General features: G+C 69.5%; 22 protein-coding genes and 3 tRNA genes. 15 read left to right on the top strand and 10 right to left on the bottom strand.

Translation table 11 applies throughout. The features are described 5' to 3' along the window. Nucleotides 1-111: 111 nt before the first annotated feature. The 3 genes from U8D42_RS18045 to U8D42_RS18035 all read right to left on the bottom strand — a co-directional run bounded on the left by U8D42_RS18045 (nt 112) and on the right by U8D42_RS18035 (nt 2,437). Nucleotides 112-807: a crotonase/enoyl-CoA hydratase family protein gene (locus tag U8D42_RS18045; protein ID WP_322858737.1), complete on the bottom strand. Its 696-nt coding sequence runs from the start codon at nt 805-807 to the stop codon at nt 112-114. Beyond that, a complete protein-coding gene (locus U8D42_RS18040) occupies nt 804-1,661 on the bottom strand; it encodes a hypothetical protein (protein ID WP_322858738.1) in 858 nt (285 codons plus the stop codon). Before U8D42_RS18040 ends, U8D42_RS18045 begins: the two co-directional genes overlap by 4 nt. A 62-nt stretch (nt 1,662-1,723) precedes the next feature. Next, complete coding sequence (locus U8D42_RS18035) at nt 1,724-2,437, bottom strand: MBL fold metallo-hydrolase (protein WP_085240561.1); 714 nt, start codon at nt 2,435-2,437, stop codon at nt 1,724-1,726. A 99-nt stretch (nt 2,438-2,536) separates the two neighbouring features. On the opposite strand from U8D42_RS18035, the gene U8D42_RS18030 reads away from it, so the two are divergent. The 12 genes from U8D42_RS18030 to rplA all read left to right on the top strand — a co-directional run bounded on the left by U8D42_RS18030 (nt 2,537) and on the right by rplA (nt 7,482). Further along, a complete protein-coding gene (locus tag U8D42_RS18030; RefSeq protein ID WP_085240560.1) occupies nt 2,537-2,746 on the top strand; it encodes a type II toxin-antitoxin system VapB family antitoxin in 210 nt (69 codons plus the stop codon). Between the two features lie 75 nt (nt 2,747-2,821). Then, nucleotides 2,822-2,894: transfer RNA gene (locus U8D42_RS18025), tRNA-Thr, on the top strand. Between the two features lie 52 nt (nt 2,895-2,946). Further along, a tRNA-Met gene (locus U8D42_RS18020) sits at nt 2,947-3,020 on the top strand. Nucleotides 3,021-3,066: 46 nt separating this feature from the next. Next, nucleotides 3,067-3,234: a 50S ribosomal protein L33 gene (gene rpmG, locus U8D42_RS18015; RefSeq protein ID WP_007167776.1), complete on the top strand. Its 168-nt coding sequence runs from the start codon at nt 3,067-3,069 to the stop codon at nt 3,232-3,234. 47 nt (nt 3,235-3,281) lie between these two features. Then, nucleotides 3,282-3,761: a (3R)-hydroxyacyl-ACP dehydratase subunit HadA gene (gene hadA / locus U8D42_RS18010; protein WP_085240559.1), complete on the top strand. Its 480-nt coding sequence runs from the start codon at nt 3,282-3,284 to the stop codon at nt 3,759-3,761. Then, a complete protein-coding gene (hadB, locus tag U8D42_RS18005) occupies nt 3,748-4,176 on the top strand; it encodes a (3R)-hydroxyacyl-ACP dehydratase subunit HadB (protein WP_067211706.1) in 429 nt (142 codons plus the stop codon). The genes hadA and hadB overlap by 14 nt, the downstream gene beginning before the upstream one ends. Before the next feature lie 14 nt (nt 4,177-4,190). After that, nucleotides 4,191-4,691: a (3R)-hydroxyacyl-ACP dehydratase subunit HadC gene (gene hadC, locus U8D42_RS18000; RefSeq protein ID WP_322858739.1), complete on the top strand. Its 501-nt coding sequence runs from the start codon at nt 4,191-4,193 to the stop codon at nt 4,689-4,691. Nucleotides 4,692-4,840: 149 nt separating this feature from the next. Next, nucleotides 4,841-4,913, top strand: a tRNA-Trp gene (locus tag U8D42_RS17995). A gap of 93 nt (nt 4,914-5,006) precedes the next feature. Next, a complete protein-coding gene (gene secE, locus U8D42_RS17990) occupies nt 5,007-5,453 on the top strand; it encodes a preprotein translocase subunit SecE (RefSeq protein WP_085240623.1) in 447 nt (148 codons plus the stop codon). Between the two features lie 26 nt (nt 5,454-5,479). Then, on the top strand, nt 5,480-6,232 hold the full coding sequence (nusG, locus tag U8D42_RS17985; RefSeq protein WP_085240557.1) for a transcription termination/antitermination protein NusG: 753 nt from the start codon (nt 5,480-5,482) through the stop codon (nt 6,230-6,232). A 43-nt stretch (nt 6,233-6,275) separates the two neighbouring features. Next, the gene (gene rplK, locus U8D42_RS17980) at nt 6,276-6,704 is read left to right on the top strand and encodes a 50S ribosomal protein L11 (RefSeq protein WP_068087268.1); all 429 of its coding nucleotides are present in this window, start codon (nt 6,276-6,278) and stop codon (nt 6,702-6,704) included. A gap of 70 nt (nt 6,705-6,774) precedes the next feature. Then, complete coding sequence (rplA, locus tag U8D42_RS17975) at nt 6,775-7,482, top strand: 50S ribosomal protein L1 (RefSeq protein ID WP_007167783.1); 708 nt, start codon at nt 6,775-6,777, stop codon at nt 7,480-7,482. Between the two features lie 12 nt (nt 7,483-7,494). On the opposite strand, the gene U8D42_RS17970 is transcribed toward rplA, so the two are convergent. From U8D42_RS17970 to U8D42_RS17940, 7 genes are all read right to left on the bottom strand, one after another. Continuing rightward, nucleotides 7,495-8,712, bottom strand: a complete 1,218-nt coding sequence (locus U8D42_RS17970) for an RNA polymerase sigma factor (protein WP_322858740.1) — start codon at nt 8,710-8,712, stop codon at nt 7,495-7,497. A gap of 9 nt (nt 8,713-8,721) precedes the next feature. Then, complete coding sequence (locus U8D42_RS17965; RefSeq protein WP_322858741.1) at nt 8,722-9,414, bottom strand: YciI family protein; 693 nt, start codon at nt 9,412-9,414, stop codon at nt 8,722-8,724. A gap of 105 nt (nt 9,415-9,519) precedes the next feature. Next, nucleotides 9,520-10,416: a hydroxymycolate synthase MmaA4 gene (gene mmaA4, locus U8D42_RS17960; RefSeq protein ID WP_322858742.1), complete on the bottom strand. Its 897-nt coding sequence runs from the start codon at nt 10,414-10,416 to the stop codon at nt 9,520-9,522. Between the two features lie 116 nt (nt 10,417-10,532). Next, nucleotides 10,533-11,393 (bottom strand): cyclopropane mycolic acid synthase family methyltransferase, encoded by an 861-nt coding sequence (locus U8D42_RS17955; protein ID WP_322858743.1) that lies wholly within the window; start codon nt 11,391-11,393, stop codon nt 10,533-10,535. 86 nt (nt 11,394-11,479) lie between these two features. Then, nucleotides 11,480-12,385, bottom strand: a complete 906-nt coding sequence (locus U8D42_RS17950; RefSeq protein WP_322858744.1) for an alpha/beta fold hydrolase — start codon at nt 12,383-12,385, stop codon at nt 11,480-11,482. Next, on the bottom strand, nt 12,385-13,731 hold the full coding sequence (locus U8D42_RS17945; RefSeq protein WP_322858745.1) for an ABC1 kinase family protein: 1,347 nt from the start codon (nt 13,729-13,731) through the stop codon (nt 12,385-12,387). The genes U8D42_RS17950 and U8D42_RS17945 overlap by 1 nt, the downstream gene beginning before the upstream one ends. Before the next feature lie 40 nt (nt 13,732-13,771). Continuing rightward, nucleotides 13,772-14,356: a DinB family protein gene (locus U8D42_RS17940; protein WP_322858835.1), complete on the bottom strand. Its 585-nt coding sequence runs from the start codon at nt 14,354-14,356 to the stop codon at nt 13,772-13,774. A gap of 59 nt (nt 14,357-14,415) precedes the next feature. Between U8D42_RS17940 and U8D42_RS17935 the strand changes: the two genes are divergently transcribed. The 3 genes from U8D42_RS17935 to U8D42_RS17925 are packed head-to-tail and all read left to right on the top strand — an operon-like array spanning nt 14,416 to nt 20,116. After that, a complete protein-coding gene (locus U8D42_RS17935) occupies nt 14,416-18,597 on the top strand; it encodes an NEW3 domain-containing protein (protein ID WP_322858746.1) in 4,182 nt (1,393 codons plus the stop codon). After that, the gene (locus tag U8D42_RS17930) at nt 18,594-19,205 is read left to right on the top strand and encodes a DUF7158 domain-containing protein (protein WP_322858747.1); all 612 of its coding nucleotides are present in this window, start codon (nt 18,594-18,596) and stop codon (nt 19,203-19,205) included. Before U8D42_RS17935 ends, U8D42_RS17930 begins: the two co-directional genes overlap by 4 nt. Nucleotides 19,206-19,210: 5 nt before the next feature. Further along, entirely contained in the window at nt 19,211-20,116 is a 906-nt protein-coding gene (locus U8D42_RS17925; RefSeq protein WP_322858748.1) for an ROK family protein, read from the top strand. Nucleotides 20,117-20,286: the final 170 nt, after the last annotated feature.

Raw genomic sequence — 20,286 nt, 5'->3', positions numbered from 1 at the left:
TGGCAGCGCGACGCCAGGCCCAGCAGTTCGGCGTCCTTGGCGGCCTGCGCGCCCTGGCCGGCGTACCCGGCGGCCGGGGTCCAAAACGTCCTGGGCAGCGCGGCGGGGGCGCTACAGCCCGAACTCGGCCTCGATGCCGTCGATCCCGGCCCGAATGGCCTTCAGGGCATCGGCCCGGGCGCGCAATTTGGTTGCGGCGTGGGCGTGTTGGTGCAGACCGGCGAATTCGCGCGCGGCCTCCTCGGCGCGGCGGACCACCATCTCCGGCAGCACGATCTCGTCGACGAAGCCGGCGGCCAACGCGGTCTCGCCGAAGAAGGTCTTCGCGAGCCCGGCGGCCTGCTGGTAGGCCGACTGGGTCAGGCGCAGCTTCATGATCTCCAGGGCCGCGTAGGGGATGACCATGCCGATCGCCACCTCGTTGGCCTGAATGTTGTAGGCGTGCGCGGCCACCCGGTGGTCGCCGGACGACAGCAGAAACGCCCCCATGGCGATGGCGTGGCCGGTGCAGGCCATCACGACCGGCTTGGGATGAGACAGCAGCCGGTAAGCCAGCTCGAAGCCGCCCCGCAGCATGTCGATCGCCGGCTGCGCCTGGCCGGAGGTGAGGATCTTCAGGTCGAATCCGCCGCTGAACACCCGCTCGTTGCCGGTGATCACCAGCGCCCCGGCGTTGTCGGCGTCGGCGCGGTCGATCGCCTCGCCGAGGGCCTGCTGCATCGTCGGCCCCAGGGCGTTGACCTTGCCGTCGTCCATCTTGATGACGGCGACGGAATCCTTGAGGGTGTAGTGGACCGGGCCGGTCATTGGTTGCTGGCTCCTTGCCGTCCCGCGGGTCCGCTGTGGTGTTTGCCCAGGTCGTCTTCGGCCTCACCCCAGCGCAGGCTGACGTCGGTGGGCTCGTCGAGCTGGCGGGTGCGCCACCTGTCCTGCGTCTCGCGCACGGCGGTGTTGATCCGTTCGATCTCGCTGCGGAACACCTCGGGGCGGGTTTCCTTGCTCGCGTAGTGGAAGTAGGTCAGCAGCCCGCGCAGCAACTCCAGCTTCTGCTTCTCCCGCTTCGCCAGGTCATGGGTGGTCATCAACTCGATGCGCTGGACGGGCGGCAGGGAGTCCCAGTCCAGCACCACCTGGGTCTCCAGCGGCACGCGGTCGCGCTCCCAGAACCGCCGCTCGTGCGCGTGCTGCGGCCGGTCGTAGTAGGTGATGGTGCCGGTGAAGCGGGACTCGATCCCGCTGCCGATCTCGGCGCGATCGAGCGCCGAGTCCCACACCATGCGCCATTCCTGGCCGGGAGCCAGCACGGGCAACTCGCGGGGGAGGCGCAGCTCGGCGACGTCGGCGTACCCGTCGGTGGCGTTTTCGTATTGGGCCACCGTCGGCGGATTCATGAACGAGAACGTGATGTCGTAGGCCGCCGTCTGGCCGAAGTTCCTGACCACCAGCTCGATCACGTGCCAGTCGGCGGGATGCGGTTCCATGAACATCGCGACCTGCGGCCGGGTCTGTTCTGCCACCAGTCGCCGGTTGCGGGTGATCTGCCCGTTGGTGAAGATCAGGGTCGCGACGGCAAGCGCGATCGCCGCCCACGCCGCCCACGCGATCCAGGTGCCGGACCCGGTGTGCGTGATTCCGTTCCAGCCGTCCTGGAACCACCCCATGGAATCCACCCTCCGCTTATATCACAGCCCGGTCGCCGATTCGGCGTGGTCGAGGGATCGCCTCAGCCGCCCATCAGCATGCGCCACTGGGCGAGGTCGGTGGCCCGGTATACGTAGTTGGAGCGTTTGACTTCCGACAGCGACGCGCTCGGCTGCACCGAATACCAGTGCCCGGGAAAAACGGTCGGGTCGCCGGGCAGGGTCGCCAGTTGCCGCAGGCTGCGGTACATCTCGTCGGAGTCCCCGCCGGGAAAATCGGTCCGGCCGCAGCCCTCCAGGAACAACGTGTCACCGGCCACCAGGCGGCCGTCGAGCAGGAAGCATTGGCTGCCCGGGGTGTGGCCGGGGGTGTGCAGCAACTCGATCTCGATATCGCCGATGCTGACCTTGTCGTGGTTCTCATGGGCGGTCAGGTCGCCCATGCTGATGCCGGTGACTCGCGAAACCCATTGCGCCTCATGGGTATTGACGTGTACCGGCACGGCTTTCCGCTCCAGCAGCTCGGCCAGGCCCTGCAGCGAGAAGCCCATCATCGATCCGCCCACATGGTCGGGATGGTGATGGGTGACCAGCACCCCGGACAGCTGCATGCCGTCGGCCTCGAGCGTGTCGAGCAGGTCGCCCGCCGCGTACGCTGGGTCGACCACCACGCAGTCGCCCGTCTGGCGGTCCCCGATCAGGTAGGCGAAGTTGCGCATCTGGGTCGCGAACATGTCGCCGGCGGCGAAGTCGCGGCCGGCGAGCAGTTGACGAAAGTAGAGCCGTTCGTCTGACACGTGACCAGCCTAGGGCGTGCCCGTCCGGGCCCGGCAGCGCCGCCGCAAAACCGCCTGCGAGCAACGATTGACGTTGTATTCAGTGGGTATGGTTGCCGCATGATCCGGAAGGTCGAAATCGAGATCGACGTCGATCTGATTGACGAGGCGATACGCCGCTTCCATCTCGCCGATGCCCGCGAGGCCGTCAACCTCGCGTTGCGCACCCTGCTCACCGAAGCCGAGGCCGACGAACCCGCCGAGGAGTACGACGAGTTCAGCGACCTCAGCGCGTGGCAGCCCCACCGAGGCGGCGACAGCGGCCCCTGAGGCCGTGGTTTGGTCCGGCTGCGAGCCAGGTTGTACCCTCTTTTAGGCCCGCGGCACTGCCGATTCGGGTGAACGGCCCCCTTAGCTCAGTCGGTAGAGCGTTTCCATGGTAAGGAAAAGGTCAACGGTTCGATTCCGTTAGGGGGCTCGGCGGACGCCGAGCAGGCGTGGCGGCCCCGACCCCGATGGGGGCGGGCAGAGGCGATGTAGCTCAGTCGGTTAGAGCGAACGACTCATAATCGTTAGGTCGCCGGTTCGAGTCCGGCCATCGCTACAACACAACACAGTGCACACCTTGAGAGATTTGAGAGAGAACCGTCATGGCTTCCAGTACCGACGTGCGGCCGAAGATCACTTTGGCATGCGAGGTGTGCAAGCACCGTAACTACATCACCAAGAAGAACCGCCGGAACGACCCGGACCGCATGGAGCTGAAGAAGTTCTGCCCGAACTGCGGCAAGCACCAGGCGCACCGAGAGACACGCTAGCCGCGCCCGGCGACCGTTTTCTCAGACCGACTAGGTAGATTTCAGCCGTGCCGTTATCCGAAAGCATCGTCGGGATGCACTACCGCTATCCCGACCATTACGTCGTGGAGCGCGAGAAGATCCGCGAGCATGCTGTCGCCGTGCAGAACGACGACGCCGCGTTCATGGAGGAGAAGGCGGCGGCAGAGCTCGGCTACGGCGGACTGCTCGCGCCGCTGACGTTCATCTGCGTGTTCGGTTACAAGGCGCAGACCGCGTTCTTCGAACACGCGAATGTTGCCGTCAAGGACGCGCAGATCGTTCAGGTCGACCAGGTGCTGATATTCAGCGCGCCAATCGTGGCCGGCGACAAGCTGTACTGCGACGTCTACGTGGATTCGGTGCGGGTGTCGCACGGCACCCAGATCATCGTGACCAAGAACGTCATCACCAACGAGGCCGGTGACGTCGTGCAGGAGACCTACACGACCCTGGCGGGCCGTGCCGGTGATGATGGAGAAGAGGGATTTTCTAATGCCACTGCGTGAGTTCAGCTCCGTGAAGGTGGGTGACCAGCTCCCCGAGCGGACCTACCCGCTGACCCGTCAGGATCTGGTTAACTACGCGGGCGTCTCGGGCGACCTGAACCCGATTCACTGGGACGACGAGATGGCCAAGGTCGTCGGGCTGGACACCGCGATCGCGCACGGCATGCTCACCATGGGCATCGGCGGCGGCTATGTCACCGCGTGGATCGGTGACCCCGGCGCGGTCACCGAGTACAACGTGCGGTTCACCGCAGTGGTGCCGGTGCCCAACGACGGCAAGGGCGCCGAGCTCGTCTTCAACGGCCGGGTGAAGTCGGTCGACCCGGAGACCAAGTCCGTGACCATCGCGTTGACGGCAACCACCGGCGGCAAGAAGATCTTCGGCAGGGCGATCGCGTCCGCAACGCTCGCGTAGGGCGGGCCTGGTTAATGGCTCTCAAGACCGACATCCGCGGGATGATCTGGCGCTACCCGGACTACTTCGTTGTGGGGCGGGAACAACTCCGCCAGTTCGCGCAATCCGTGAAGGACCGCCACCCGGCCCACTACGACGAAGACGCGGCCGCCGCACTCGGCCACGACGCGATCCTGGCGCCGCTGACCTTCGCGACCATCTTCGCCAAGCTGGTCCAACTGGATTTCTTCCGGCACGTCGACATCGGCATGGAGACCCTGGTGATCGTCCAGGTCGACCAGCGGTTCGTGTTCGCCAAGCCGATCAAGGCCGGCGACAAGCTGTGGGCCCGGATGGACATCTTGTCGGTGGACGAGCGGTTCGGGGCCGACATCGTCGTCACCAAGAACATCTGCACCAACGATCAGGGTGAGCTGGTCTTGGAGGCCTACACCACGCTGATGAGCCAGTACGCCGACCAGTCGGAGAACCTGCGCTGGGACTCGGAATCCGGCCAGGTCGTCCGGACGGCGTAATCGGATTTCCTGGGTTTGAGGGGAATCGAGTACACTCGGACGTCGGGGTTTTCCCAGCATCAGCGCGCTTTCCGTGAGTCGAAAGAACGGGGAGCGCGCGTGTCATGTAAGCCCCGGTAGGTAAGCGCAGGTTGGCCTGCCAACCGCGAAGGGGCGTAGCTCAACTGGCAGAGCAGCGGTCTCCAAAACCGCAGGTTGCAGGTTCAAGTCCTGTCGCCCCTGCTGAACACGAAGCCGTGCCATGGTGGACACTGGAATGGTGGCCATCACACCCGGGACGGCCCGCGGGATACTAGCAAAACTAAGGAGCATGCGGTGAGCGACGAAGGCGATGCTGCCAACGACGCCACAAGCGACGTCGCTGACAGGGAGGACGACCGCGCGAGTGGCGGCCGGACCGCTGTGGTGACGCGGCCGCAGCGCCCCACAGGCAAACGATCCCGCCAGCGAGCGGCCGAGGCCGGCGAGGACGTGGACGTAGAGTCGGTGGACGAGGCCGAGGCCGCCAAGGAGGACAAGGGCGCCAAGGCCAAGAAGGCCAAAAAGCCGAAGAAGCCCGGGGACCGGTCGGCCAATCCGTTCGTCTTCGTCTACAACTACCTCAAGCAGGTGGTTGCGGAGATGCGGAAGGTCATCTGGCCCAACCGCAAGCAGATGCTCACCTACACCACGGTGGTGCTGGCGTTCCTGGCCTTCATGGTGGCGCTGGTCGGCCTCGCGGATTTCGGCCTCACCAAGCTTGTGCTGCTGGTGTTCGGCTGAGCGACAGATAGAGAGGACTGAGAACCGTGACTACCTTCGACGGTGACACGTCCGCGGGTGAAGCGGTCGACGTAGAAGAGCGCGCCGAGGGCGCCGAGGTCGCCGAAGCCCCGGAAACCGCGGCGGCCGAGGCTCCCGAGGAGTCGGCCGAGGACGTCGACCCGGCGGCCGCGCTCAAGGCGGAGCTGCGCAGCAAGCCCGGCGACTGGTATGTCATCCACTCCTACGCCGGATACGAGAACAAGGTCAAAGCCAACCTCGAGACCCGCGTGCAGAACCTGGATGTCGGCGACTACATCTTCCAGGTCGAGGTGCCCACCGAAGAGGTCACCGAGATCAAGAACGGCCAGCGCAAGCAGGTCAATCGCAAGGTGCTGCCCGGCTACATCCTGGTTCGCATGGACCTGACCGACGACTCGTGGGCCGCGGTGCGCAACACGCCCGGCGTCACCGGGTTCGTCGGCGCGACGTCGCGGCCGTCGGCGCTCACGCTCGACGACGTGGTCAAGTTCCTGTTGCCGCGGGGCGCCACCAAGAAGGCCGCCAAGGGCGCGGCCACCACGGCGGCCACCGCCGAGGCCGGCGGGCTGGAGCGCCCGGCCGTCGAGGTCGACTACGAGGTCGGTGAATCGGTGACCGTCATGGACGGGCCGTTCGCCACGTTGCCGGCGACCATCAGCGAGGTCAACGGCGAACAGCAGAAGCTCAAGGTGCTGGTGTCGATCTTCGGCCGCGAGACGCCGGTGGAGTTGACGTTCAGCCAGGTCTCCAAGATTTAGCTCGGGCAGCTACGCCCAGTTCAGGAAGGAACACCAACATCTCATGGCCCCGAAGAAGAAAGTCGCTGGGCTGATCAAGCTGCAGATCGTGGCGGGGCAGGCCAACCCTGCGCCGCCGGTCGGACCCGCGCTCGGCCAGCACGGCGTCAACATCATGGAGTTCTGCAAGGCCTACAACGCGGCCACGGAGAACCAGCGCGGTCAGGTCATCCCGGTGGAGATCACGGTCTACGAGGACCGCAGCTTCACTTTCGCGCTCAAGACGCCGCCCGCGGCCAAGCTGCTGCTCAAGGCCGCCGGCGTGGGCAAGGGTTCGGCCGAGCCGCACAAGACCAAGGTCGCCAAGGTGACCTGGGACCAGGTTCGGGAGATCGCCGAGACGAAGAAGACCGATCTCAACGCCAACGACATCGACGCGGCCGCCAAGATCATCGCCGGCACCGCCCGGTCGATGGGGATCACCGTCGAATAGTTCGACCCCGTGGGAGGGCCAGCTTCGGCCCGCTGCTTAACCACGACCCAACACCCGATTGGATGAATCAATGAGCAAGAACAGCAAGGCATATCGCGCCGCCGCCGAGAAGGTGGACCGCAACAACCTGTACAGCCCCCTGGAGGCGGCCAAGCTCGCCAAGGAGACCGCGTCGGCCAAGCAGGACGCGACGGTCGAGGTGGCGATCCGGCTCGGTGTCGACCCGCGCAAGGCGGACCAGATGGTCCGCGGCACGGTCAACCTGCCGCACGGCACCGGCAAGACCGCCCGCGTCGCGGTGTTCGCGGTCGGCGACAAGGCCGAGCAGGCGCAGGCCGCCGGCGCCGACATCGTCGGCAGCGACGACCTGATCGAAAAGATCCAGGGCGGCTTCCTGGACTTCGACGCCGCGATCGCCACGCCCGACCAGATGGCCAAGGTCGGCCGCATCGCCCGCGTGCTCGGTCCGCGCGGCCTGATGCCCAACCCGAAGACGGGCACCGTCACCCCCGACGTCGCCAAGGCCGTGGCCGACATCAAGGGCGGCAAGATCAACTTCCGCATCGACAAACAGGCCAACCTGCACTTCGTCATCGGCAAGGCGTCCTTCGACGAGAAGGCGCTCGCGGAGAACTACGGCGCGGCGCTCGACGAGGTGTTGCGGCTCAAGCCGTCCGCTTCCAAGGGCCGCTACCTGAAGAAGATCACCGTGTCGACCACCACGGGCCCGGGCATCCCGGTGGACCCGTCGGTCACCCGCAACTTCGCGGAGGCCTAGGGAGTCGGCGGGCTACCCGCCGCACTCGGTGATGCGCCGCCGCAGGAACTCGCGTCCCGGCTCGGAACCGTTGGCGTCCAGCGCTTTTCGGTACCAGGTGACGGCGTCGGCCGGCCTGCCGGCACGCCGAAGCAGGTCGGCGCGCACCGTCGCGACCAGATTCGAGCGGCCCAACCGCGGGTCGTGCGCCACCTCGTCCAGGGCCGCCAGGCCGGCGTCGGGGCCGTCGCGGAAGCCGACCGCCAGCGCGCGGTTGGCCCGCACGACCGGTGAGTCGGTCAGCCGCAACAACCGGTCGTAGGCCGCGCAGATGGTGACCCAGTCGGTCTCTTCCCAGGACGGCGCCGTCGCGTGCAACGCGGCGATCACCGCCTGCGGCAGGTAGGGGCCCGTCGAGCCCTCGGCCCGGCGGAGCCGATCCAGGCCGCGGGCGATGCGGCCGCGGTCCCACCGGCCGCGGTCCTGCTCCTCGAGCGGCACCAGCGCCCCAGCGTCGTCGACCCGGGTGGCCCGCCGCGAATCGTGCAGCAGCATCAGGGCGGCCAGCGCGTGGGCCTCGGGCTCCTGCGGCATCAGCGCGCACAGCTCGCCGGCCAGCCGGATCCCTTCGTCGCACAGTTCGTCGCGGATCGCCGACGGGCCGGCGGTGGACCAATACCCCTCGGTGAACACCGAATAGACGCAGGCCAGCACGTGCGGGGTGCGTTCGGGCAGCAGCTCGGCGGGCGGCACCCGCAGCGGGATGTTGGCGTGCCGAACCTTGTTCTTGGCGCGCGTGATTCGCTGGCCGACCGCCGCGTCGGTCTGCAGCAGCGCGCGGGCGATCTCGGTGACGGTCAAGCCGGACACCAGCCGCAGGGTGAGCGCCAGTTGCGATTGACGGTCCAGGGCGGGATGCGCGCAGGTGAACATCATCCGCAGCTCGTCGTCGCGAACCGGAGACGGGTCGGTGTGGTCGGTGCGCGCCCGGATTTCGTCGATCACGGCCGCCATTTCCTTTCCGGGACGGACGGATTCGCGGCGCAGGCGATCGCGCGCGCGGTTGCGGGCGACGGTCACCAGCCAGCCGCCGGGATTGTCCGGGGCGCCGTCGCGGCTCCAGCTGCGCAGCGCCTCGGCGCAGGCCTCCTGGACGGCGTCCTCGGCGATGGTCAGGTCGCCGGACCACCGCGCGAGCGCGGCGACGGCGGGCCCCCACTCCCGCCGGAAGACGCCGTCCAGGTCGGACATCGCGGGCGCTTAGAGCCCCGAGACCCCGGCCAGCTGCCGCAGCTGCACGGTGGACGCGGGGATCATCGACGCCAGCTTGACGGCCTCGTCGCGGTCGGCGCCGGCAAGCAAGTAGATCCCGGTGGCGATCTCGGCGCCTTCCACGTACGGGCCGTCGGTGATCAGGACCTCGCCGTCGCGCACCCGCACCGTCGTGGCGGTGGAGCGGTCGTGCAACGCGGCTCCGCCGATGATGTGGTCGCCCGCGGCCGAGTGCAGGTCGGCGTGCCGCGCCGCCACGGCCTCCCATTCCGGGGTGCCCGGTGTGTGCGCCGATGCCGGGGGCTCGAGCAGCAGCGCCAGCCAGTCGTTGCCGGTGAGCCTGCGGGACGGCTCGATGGAGTGGACCACCGGCCAGATCTCGACGGCGCCGAACTGTGCGACCGGGATGTCGCGGGCCAGCGCCAGCGCCTCGTCCAGGTTCTCCGCTTCGAACACGTAGTAGCCGCAGGCGACCTCGGCGGACTCGGCGAAGGGGCCGTCGGTGGTCAGCGGCGCGTCCGGGCCGCCGGTGATGACCGTCGCGGCGGGTACCAGCGCGTCACCGGCCCGGATCGCCGCGCCGGCTTTGGCGTGGAAGCTCTCGAACGCGGCCATCGCGGCGGCCGCATCGTCGGGCGTGCGGTCTTGCTCCTTGCTGATCAACAACGCGAAGTACTGCATGTGTCGTCACCTCCGGGTAGCGAGCGAAACCGGCTGTTTCACTCTCTACCTCTTTGACGAACGGCGCGCGACGGATCCGACAGCGCGGACCCGGTCAGGCCCGAACTACTTGGCCGCTCCCGGCTTGAGGTAGGTCACCAGGCTGACGTCGAGCATTTCCTCGGTGAAGTAGTGCTCGCAGCCGCGCAGGTACTTGATGTAGCGGTTGTAGACCTCTTCGGAGGTGACCTCGATGGCCTTGTCCTTGTTGGACTCCAGGTTGTCGCCCCAGATGCGCAGCGTCTTGATGTAGTCCGGACGCAGCGAAAGCGGTTGGGGCACAATGAAACCCGCCTTCTCGCCGTGGTCGACCATCATCTGTGTCGACGGCAGGCGGCCGCCCGGGAAGATCTCGGTGACGATGAACTTGATGAACCGGGCCGTCTCGAAGGTCAGCTTCTTGCCGCGGGCAGCGAGCTCGTAGGGGTGGTAGCTCACGCTGCTCTGCACGGTCATCCGGCCGTCGGAGGGCATGATGTCGTAGCAGCGCTTGAAGAAGTCGTCGTAGTTCTCGTGCCCGAAGTGCTCGAAGGCCTCGATCGACACGATCCGGTCGACCGGTTCGCTGAAGTCCTCCCAGTTCTGCAGGCGTACCTCACGCGAGCGGTTGGTGTCGATCGAGGCCAGCAGCTCCTCACAGCGGGCGTACTGGTTCTTGGACAGCGTCAGGCCAATGACGTTGACGTCGAACCGTTCGACGGCGCGCTTCATCGTGGTGCCCCAACCGCAGCCGATGTCCAGCAGCGTCATGCCCGGCTTGAGGTCCAGCTTGTCCAGGTTCAGGTCGACCTTGGCGTATTGCGCCTCTTCCAGCGTCATGTCCGGACGCTCGAAGTAGGCGCAGCTGTAGGTCCGGGTGGGGTCCTGGAACAGGGCGAAAAAGTCGTCGGAGACGTCGTAGTGCGCCTGAATGTCCTCGGGAGCCGTCCGGATCTTCGTCGGGCTAGCCGGTTGATCAGCCATTTTCGTCCTGTTCTGCTCCGATGGAGTTCGCTGCCGATTACCCCACGCACTGCTCGGCGGGTTTGACGTGCAACGATACCGAACTTGTCCAGCCCCACCCGTATGAGGCGCGGCCGTTACTTGGTGAGGGTGTACTGCGCGACGTTCGAGATGCCCTTGCGGAACAGGTCCGCGCAGCCGGTCAGGTAGCGCATGAACCGGTCGTACACCTCTTGAGACTGGATGGCGACGGCGCGTTCGCGGTTGGCCTCCAGATTGGAGGCCCATATGTCCAGGGTCCGAGCGTAATCCGGCTGCAGGTATTGAATCTGCTCGACCGAGAAACCGCTGGCTTGCGCATTGTCGACGATGTCGGCTTCGCCGCACATCTGCCCGCCGGGAAAGATCTCCTTGCCGAGGAAGTGAAAGAAACGCAGATCCGACATGGTGATCTGGACGCCGCGCTGCTTCCACTCCGACTGCGGGTAGGTGAAAATGCTGTGCATCAGCATTCGGCTGTGACCGGGGAGGGTTTTGTAGGCCCAATCCCAGAACGCCGGCCAACGTTCCTTTTTGAACGCGTCGAAGGCCTCGAAGCTCACGATCCGGTCGACCTGCTCGTCGAACTCCTCCCAACCCTGCAACCGGGCCTCGGCCCGCCGCGTCGTCGGGATTGCGGCCAGCCTTGCCTTGGTGCGCGCGTAGTGGTTGCGGCTGAGCGTGATGCCGATGACGTTGACGTCGTATTTCTCGACCGCCCGGACCACCGCCCCGCCCCAGCCGCAGCCGACGTCCAGCACCGTCATTCCCGGCTCCAGGTCGAGCTTGGCCAGCGCCAGATCGAGCTTGGCGAGCTGTGCCTCTTCCAGCGTCATGTCGTCGTTCTTGAAGTAGGCGCAGGTGTAAACCATGTTGGGGTCGAGGAATAGCGCGAAGAAGTCGTCTGAAATGTCGTAGGTTGCCTGCGACTCTTCGTAATACGGCTTCAGCTTGGCCATTGGTGAACCCACCTCCTTCGACAACCGTACAACCCTGTGATTCGGACTGAGATCCCAGGGGAAGCGTTTCTTCGAGTGATTTTTGCTCAGTTTGCCTCGGCGAAGTTGCTTGTCAGTACGCCGATCACCTGGTCCCACAACTGTTGTGGCAGATCATGTCCCATCCCGTCGAATAACACCAATCGAGCGCCGTCGATGGCCCTGGCCACCGCGCGGCCGCCGAAGGGCCGCATCAGCTTGTCCGCCCGCCCGTGGATCACCACGGTAGGCGCGACCGTCCGGCGGTTGTACCGGCGCAGGCTCCCGCTGCCCAGCACCGCGCCGAAATGCCTCGCGACGCCTTGCGGGTAGTAGTTGCGGTCGTAGCCCTCGGCGGCCTCGGCCCGCGCCTGCTCTTCCGGCACCCGGTAGCGCGGGCTGCCGATGATGTTGCCGACGCGCACCGCGTTGTCGAGGATCACCTCGCGCGGCGCACCCGGCGGCGGGCCCTTCAGGAGCGCCAGCAACGCGCGCGGGGCCGGCGGCGGCAGAAAGGCCGAATTGTTGCTGGAGAAGATGACCGCGAGCGTCTTCGTCCGCTCGTGGAACCGTCCGGCGAAAATCTGGGCGATCATGCCGCCCATGGACGCGCCGACGATGTGCGCGTCTGCGATGCCGAGGTGATCGAGCACGGCCGCGGCGTCGTCGGCCATATCCTCGAGCGTGTACGCCGCCCGGCTGCGCAGGCCCAGCCAGGAGCGCGCCAGCCGGGCCGGCAGCGGCTGCCCCGAGCTGCGGTGCCGGGTCTTGCTCGACAGGCCGACGTCGCGGTTGTCGTAGCGGATGACGCGCAGCCCGTGGCCGACCAACTGCTCGCAGAACGCCGTGCGCCACAGCAGCAACTGGGCGCCCAGCCCCATGATGAGCAGCACGGGCGGGTCGTCGATGTCGCCCATGTCCTCGTAGTACAGCTTGAGGTCGCCGGATATGGCGTTGCCGGTGCGGACCTGCATCAGACCTCGATGTCGGAGGAGTGCTCGCGGCTGACCTCGACCATGAAGTTGGCGAAGTAGCCGGTCAGTTGCGGGTCGGACATCATCTGCCACTTGGGGGCGAGCAGTTTCATGTACCGCTCGACGTAGAGGAACTGCTTGCCGATCAGCACCAGCTCGCGGGGCAGCTTGACGTCGTAGGCGTCGGCGAGGGCCGACAGCTGCCGCCCGATGTCGGCATAGGACATGTCGCCCAGCGTCTGCATGGTCAGCGGGGTGGCGAAGCGCTCCAGGTCCTTGGCGGCCTGGGCCTCGGGCTTCATGGTGCCGACGGCGCCCATCAGCACCACGATCTTGCCCGCCGCGGCGTGGTCCTTCTTGACCAGCAGCGCGTACACCAGCTCGCGCAGCAGCCAGCGGGTACGCGGATCGATGCGGCCCATGATGCCGAAGTCGAAGAACACGATGCGGCCCTGATCGTCGACGTAGAGGTTGCCGGCGTGCAGGTCGCCGTGGAACAGCCCGTGCCGCAGCCCGCCCTCGAACAGGCTGAACAGCAGCGCCTTGACCAGCTCGGTGCCGTCGAACCCGGCCTTGCGGATGGCGGCGACGTCGTCGATGCGGATGCCATGCACCCGCTCCATCGTCAGCACCCGGTCGCTGGTGAAGTCCCAGAACACCTGCGGCACCCGGATGCCCTGGCCCAGCGGGGAGGCGTGCAGGTGCGACACCCACGCCTCCATCGACTGCGCCTCGAGCCGGAAGTTCAGCTCCTCGGCCAGGTTGTCGGAGAAGTCGGCGACCACGTCTTGCGCCGAGAGCCGGCGGCCCAGCTTGGCCAGTTCGACGGCCTGGGCGAAGCGCTTGAGGATCTGCAGGTCGGCGGCGACCCGGCGGCGGATGCCCGGGCGCTGAATCTTGACGACCACCTCTTCGCCGGTGTGCAGCGTCGCGTAGTGCACCTGGGCGATGGACGCCGACGCGAACGGCTCCTCTTCCCACTTGGCGAACAGCTCGGCGGGGTCGCCGCCGAGCTCCTCGACGAACAGCTTGTGCACCTCGTCGGTGTCCGCGGGCGGAACCCGGTCGAGCAGGCCGCGGAACTCGCGGGACAGGGATTCGCCGAACGCCCCGGGGCTCGAGGCGATGATCTGGCCGAATTTCACGTACGTCGGACCGAGGTCGGCGAAGGTCTGCGGGAGCTGCTTGATCACCTTCTGCTGCCACGGGCCCCTGCCCGGCAGCTTGGTGACGACGCGGGCGGCGGTGCGGGTGACCTGCCAACCGGTGACGACCACCCGGGCCGCTTCGACCGGCAGCGGCACCCGGTCCAGCCTGGCCACCTCTCGATGCTTGGTGGAACTCATCCCAGCAGTCTGCCAAATCGGCGCAGTCAGGCCCAATTCTCTAGCCGGGCCGCTCCCCGCCGTTCCAGGGCTGCACCCAGCCCTGGATCGCCCAGCCCTCGAGGGCCGCGATCAGCTCGTACATGGTGGCGCCGTCGATGGTTTCGCGGATGATGTCGGCGTGCCCGGCGTGCCGGGCCAACTCGTTGATCACGTGCAGGATCACCCAGCGCACCGACCAGGCCTCCTGATCCTTGGGAAACCAGGGGATGTCCTGTGGCACCGGCACCGCGGCGTCGAGGTCCGCGGTCTCGACCAGCCGCAGCGACGTCGCGTTCTGGTCCCCGAACGCCCGCAGCAGCCCGTCCAGCGTCTCGTCGGGCCGCATCACGTGCTGGTCGGCGAACTCCCTGGTGATCTGCTCGAACGGGCGGGGGTCCTTCGGCGGGGCGCCCGGCGCGGCGGCGACCCGCGCCATCCAGCTGCGCTGCATCCCGGTGGCGTGCTTGATGAGCCCGCCGATCGACAGCGCGCTGACCGAAGGGCTGGACCGGGCCTGCTCGTCGGTGAGGCCGTGGCTGACGGCGAAGTAGGCGCTCTGATGAAACTGCAGGAATTCGCGCAGGGCACTGCGTTCGTCGGCCACGGGCCGGGCGAGAGCGGGCATTCTCGGATATTAGGTCCCCCGGGTCGTAAGGTGCGGGGATGCAGCTGGTTTCGGCGGACTCGACGCAGCTATTCGTCGGGCCGCCGGACGCGCCTTCGCAGGTCGTCCGCGTCGTGATCTCCGGAGCGGCCGGGCCGACGCCGGTCTGCGTCGAAGGGGACGGCTTGCGCGGGGAGGGCGTCGCCGCGGTCGGCGACGAGGTCGTCGAGGTTCCCGTCCGGGTGGACCGCCCGGTCGTCGGGCAGCGGCGCGCGGCGCGGGTGCTGGCCGCCGGCGCAGCCGAGCCGTTCGAGTTCGTCGTGGCCGAGCCCGGCTGGACCATGTTCATGGTCAGCCACTTCCACTACGACCCGGTCTGGTGGAACACCCAGGGCGCCTACACCAGCGAGTGGACCGAGGACCCGCCGGGGCGCGCCCGCCAAGCCAACGGCTTCGAGCTGGTGCACGCCCACCTGGAGATGGCCCGCCGCGAGCCCGAGTACAAGTTCGTGCTGGCCGAGGTCGACTACCTCAAGCCCTACTGGGACACCCGCCCCGAGGACCGCGCCGACCTGCGCCGGTTCATCGCGCAGGGCCGCGTCGAGGTGATGGGCGGCACGTACAACGAACCCAACACCAACCTCACCAGCCCGGAAACAACGATCCGGAACCTGGTGCACGGCATGGGCTTTCAGCGTGAAGTCCTGGGCGCCGACCCGGCCACCGCCTGGCAGCTGGACGTCTTCGGCCACGACCCGCAGTTCCCCGGGCTGGCCGCGGACGCCGGGCTGACCTCGAGCTCGTGGGCCCGCGGCCCGCACCACCAGTGGGGCCCGGCGCTGGGCGACGGGGACGTCGAGCGGATGCAATTCAGCAGCGAGTTCGAGTGGATCGCGCCGTCGGGCCGCGGCCTGCTCACCCACTACATGCCCGCGCACTACTCGGCGGGCTGGTGGATGGACTCGTCGACCTCGCTGGCCGAGGCCGAGGACGCCACGCTGGCGCTCTTCGATCAGCTCAAGAAGGTCGCGCTGACGCGCAACGTGCTGCTGCCCGTCGGCACCGACTACACGCCGCCGAACAAGTGGGTCACCGCCATCCACCGCGACTGGGCCGCGCGCTACACCTGGCCGCGCTTCGTGTGTGCGCTGCCGCGGGAGTTCTTCGCGGCCGTGCGCGCCGAACTGGCCGGGCGCGGCCGCGCGCCGTCGCCGCAGACCCGCGACATGAACCCGATCTACACGGGCAAGGACGTGTCGTACATCGACACCAAACAGGCCAACCGGGCCGCGGAGAACGCGGTGCTTCAGGCCGAGCGGTTCGCCGTGTTCGCCGGGTTGCTGGCCGGCGCCGAGTACCCGCAGGCGGCGCTGGCCAAGGCGTGGGTGCAGCTGGCGTACGGGGCGCACCACGACGGGATCACCGGCTCCGAATCCGACCAGGTCTACCTCGACCTGCTGACCGGCTGGCGCGACGCGTGGGAGCTGGGTCGCGCGACCCGCGACGCCTCGCTGACGCTGCTGTCCGACGCGGTCGGCGGCGACGTCGTGGTGTGGAACCCGCTGGCCCAGCGGCGCACCGACATCGTCACCGCGCGGCTCGACCCGCCGCCGGCCGCGGGCGTCAGGGTGCTGGACGCGGACGGTGCCGAGGTGCCCGCGCACGTCGAGCACGGCGGCCGGTCGGTCACCTGGCTGGCGCGCGACGTGCCGTCGATGGGTTGGCGGGCCTACCGGCTGGTCCCCGCCGCCGAATCGGCCGGCTGGGAACCGCTGCCCGGCTCGGCGATCGCCAACGAGCACTACCGCGTCACCGTCGACCCGGCGCGTGGCGGGGGAGTCGTGTCCCTGCTGCGGGACGGCCGCGAGCTGATCGCCCCCGGCCGGGTGGGCAACGAGCTGGCGGTCTACGAGGAATACGCGGCGCACCCGACGCACGCCGAGGGCCCGTGGCACCTGCTGCCCAAGGGGCCGGTGGTGTGCTCGTCGGACTTCCCGGCCCGGGCGCGCGCCTACCACGGCCCGCTCGGGCAGCGGATCGTCGTCAGCGGGCGGCTCGGCGCGCTGCTGCGCTACACCCAAACCCTGACCCTGTGGCGCGGGGTGCCGAGGGTGGACTGCCGCACCACGATCGACGAATTCACCGGGGCGGACCGCCTGGTGCGGCTGCGGTGGCCGTGCCCGGTGCCGGGCGCGATGCCGGTCAGCGAGGTGGGTGACGCCGTCGTCGGCCGGGGCTTCGCGCTGCTGCACCCGCCCGGTGGGGCGCCCGAGTCGGTGGACACCGCGCAGCACCCCTGGACGCTGGACAACCCGGCCTACGGCTGGTTCGGCCTGTCGTCGGCCGCCCGGGTGCGGGTGGGCCCGCCGCACAGCCAAGCCGTGCGGGCGATCTCGGTGGCCGAGGTGGTGGCGCCGGACGAGGCGGTGTCGGCGCCGCTGGCCCGAGGCCTGATGGTCGCGCTGGTCCGCGCCGGGGTGACGGCCACCTGCAGCGGGGCGGACAAGCCGCGCTACGGCCACCTCGAGGTCGATTCCAACCTGCCCGACGCGCGCATCGCGCTGGGCGGGCCGGGCCGCAACGCCTTCACCCGGGACGTGCTGGCGCACGCCGATCCGGTGTATGCCGAGGAGCTGGACCGCCAGTTGGCGGCGACGGGCCAGGCCCGGGTCTGGGTGCCGGCCGCCACGCCGCTGGCCGCGGTGTGGGTGCCCGGTGCGGACCTGCGCGCGGTACGGGCTTTGCCGGTGCTGGTAATCGCCGGCCGTAACGACGAAAGCCTGGCCGCCGCGATCGCGTCGGTGGCCGAGGATCTGGGCGACGCCGAAGTGATCGTGACCCAGCGGCCGCCGGCGGGCGGCGACGACTACCAGGACCGCACCGTCGCGTTGCTCAACCGGGGGGTGCCCAGCTTCGCCGTCGACACCGAGGGCACCCTGCACACCGCGCTGCTTCGGTCCTGTACCGGTTGGCCGTCGGGTGTCTGGATCGACGAACCGCGCCGCACCGCACCGGACGGCTCGAATTTCCAGCTCCAGCACTGGACCCACGCCTTCGACTACGCGCTGGTCGCGGATGCGGGGGATTGGCGGCGCGCCGACATCTGCGCCCGCAGCGCGCAGTTCTCCCACCCGCTGCGCGCGTGTGTCTCCGGGCGGGCGGCCGGCACGTTGCCCCCGTCGGGGTCGCTGTTGCGCGTCGAGCCCGCCGACCGGGTGCAGCTGGCCGCCCTCAAGGCGGCCGGCAACCCGCTGACGGCCGGCAGCGCCCGGCCGGTCGACCCGCGCGAGGTGGCGCTGCGCCTGGTGGAGACGACGGGGGCGGGGGCCGGCGTGGTCATCGGCTCGGACGTCGCCCGGGTCGGCGGCTTCCGTGACGCCGACCTGCTCGAGGCGCCACGGGACGGCCACCGCCCGCTCGACCTGCACGGCTACCAGGTGGCCACGGTGCTGGCGCGGTTCGAGGCGCCCGGCGCGGCGACGGTGTCCGGCGCGGCGGCCCCGCACGCCGAAGCCGCCCAGCCGCTCTACGCGCGCTACTGGCTGCACAACCGCGGGCCCGCGCCGCTCGGCGGGCTGCCGGCCATCGCCCATCTGCACCCCGCGCACGCGAGCGCCGAACCGGGCGGCGAGGTGACCGTGCGGCTCACTGCGGCCAGCGACTGCAGCGATGCCACCCTGACCGCAACCGTCACCCTGCTCTGCCCCGAGGGCTGGTCGGCCAAGCCCGACGAGCTGCCCGTCACCCTGCGTGGCGGTGACTACCGCGAGGCCGACGTGGCGGTGTCGGTGCCCGCCGCCGCCGGCCCCGGCCGGTACCCGGTCCGTGCTCAGCTTCGCCTCGCCGGGGACGGGATCCCGGCGGCGTGGCGCCAGGTCGTCGAGGACGTGTGCGTCATCGAGGTCGGCTCGCCCGCCGGCCCGGAGCTGCTCTCTTTGCTCGAGGGCCCGGCCGACGTCGAGGTGAGCGCCGGCGACACGGCGGCGCTGACCGTCCGGGTCGGCAGCCACGCCGGGGCGGACCTGGCGCTGGAGGCGCACCTGATCAGCCCGTGGGGCACGTGGGAATGGCTGGGTCCCGCAGCGGTGGGCGCGGTGCTGCCGGCCGGGGGCGCCGCGGACCTCGGCTTCGACGTGCGCCCGCCGGCCTGGCTGGAACCCGGCCAGTGGTGGGCCCTGATCCGGGTCGGCTGCGCCGGCCGGCTGCTGTACACCCCGGCCGTGCGGGTGACCGTGACATGAGCGTGGTCGCGACCGTTGCCGGGGTTCCGGTCGGTGTCGACGAGGTCGACGCGGCCGAGGCGCGGCTGCGCGGCGGACCCGGCGCGGCCGCGTTGCCGGCCGGCGGCACCGGGGAGGGCCGCCAGCTGCGGCGCTGGCTGACCCAGCTGATCGTCACCGAGCGGGTGGTCGCGGCCGAGGCCGACGCGCGTGGCCTGACGGGGCGGGGCGCGCCGGGCGAGGCAGAGCTGCTGCCCGACGTTACGGCCCGGCTGGAGCTCGGCAGCGTGGCCGCGGCGGTGCTGGCCGACCCGCGCGCGCGGGCGCTGTTCGCCGACGTCACCGCCGCGGTAAGGGTCACCGACGAGGAGGTGGCCGCCTACCACGCCCGCAACCCGCTCCGATTCGCCGCGCCGCGCCGCGACCGGCACGGCTGGCACGTCCCGGCGCCGGCCGGGCCGGCGCTGGAGGACGTGCGGTGCGCGATCGCGGGCCATCTGCGGGGCGCCGCGCGCCGACGCGCCTTCCGGGTGTGGCTGGACGCGCGGCGCGCCGAGTTGGTGCGCCTCGCCCCGGGCTACGAGCATCCCGGCGACCCCCGCCAACCCGACAACGTCCACCGGCACTGATCGCGATGCTCACCCTCTGCCTGGACATCGGCGGCACCAAGATCGCCGCCGGCCTCGCCGACCCCGACGGCGTGCTGGTGCACACCGTCATCCGGCCCACGCCGAGCGGCGCCGCGGCCGAGCAGGTCTGGGGCGCGGTCGACGCGACGATCGCCGACGTGCTGCACGCGGCCGACGGCGCGGTCACCGCGGTCGGCATCGGCTCGGCCGGGCCCATCGACCTGCGCGAGGGAACCGCCAGCCCCATCAACATCAAAGGCTGGCGGGGCTTCCCGCTGCGCGACCGGGTGGCGGCCGCGGTTCCCGGCGTGCCCGTTCGGCTCGGCGGCGACGGCCTGTGCATGGCACTGGGGGAGCACTGGCGCGGCGCGGGCCGCGGCGCGGACTTCCTGCTCGGCATGGTGGTGTCCACCGGCGTGGGCGGCGGGCTGGTGCTCGGCGGTGTCCCCTACACCGGCCGCACCGGCAACGCGGGTCACGTCGGGCACGTGGTGGTGGAGGACGGCGGCCCGCCCTGCACCTGCGGCGGCCGCGGCTGCGTCGAGGCCATCGCGTCCGGGCCGTCGATGGTGCGCTGGGCGCGGGCCAACGGTTGGTCCGCGCCGCCCGGTGCCGGAGCCCGGGACCTGGCTGCCGCCGCGGCGGGCGGGGATCCGCTGGCGGAGCGGGCATTCCGTCGGGGGACCACCGCGCTCGCGGCCATGATCGCCTCGGTCGGCGCGGTCTGCGACCTCGATCTCGTCGTCATCGGGGGCGGCGTGGCCAACTCCGGTCGCCTGCTCTTCGAACCGCTGCGGGAGAAGCTGGCCGAATACGCCAGGCTGGACTTTCTGGCCGGCCTGCGGGTGGTGCCCGCCGAACTCGGCGGCTCCGCCGGGCTGGTCGGCGCCGCCCGGCTCGCCACCCTGTAACTGACCGCGTTTTGGTCGACAGGGCCGGGCCGGGCTATCCTGGTGGCCGATCCACCGAAGACCGTCGGTCACCGAGAAATCGGTCGAAGGTCCGGGAGCATCCCGGCGGCCCACGCAGGAGGACGAGGCAGCAGCGCCGGCATGTGCCGGCGTCTTTTCACGCCCCGGCC

This window comes from Mycobacterium europaeum, assembly GCF_034555895.2.
Classification (GTDB): domain Bacteria; phylum Actinomycetota; class Actinomycetes; order Mycobacteriales; family Mycobacteriaceae; genus Mycobacterium; species Mycobacterium europaeum.
Note: the sequence above shows the minus strand (reverse complement) of the source record. Positions and strands in the feature narration are given on the sequence as shown.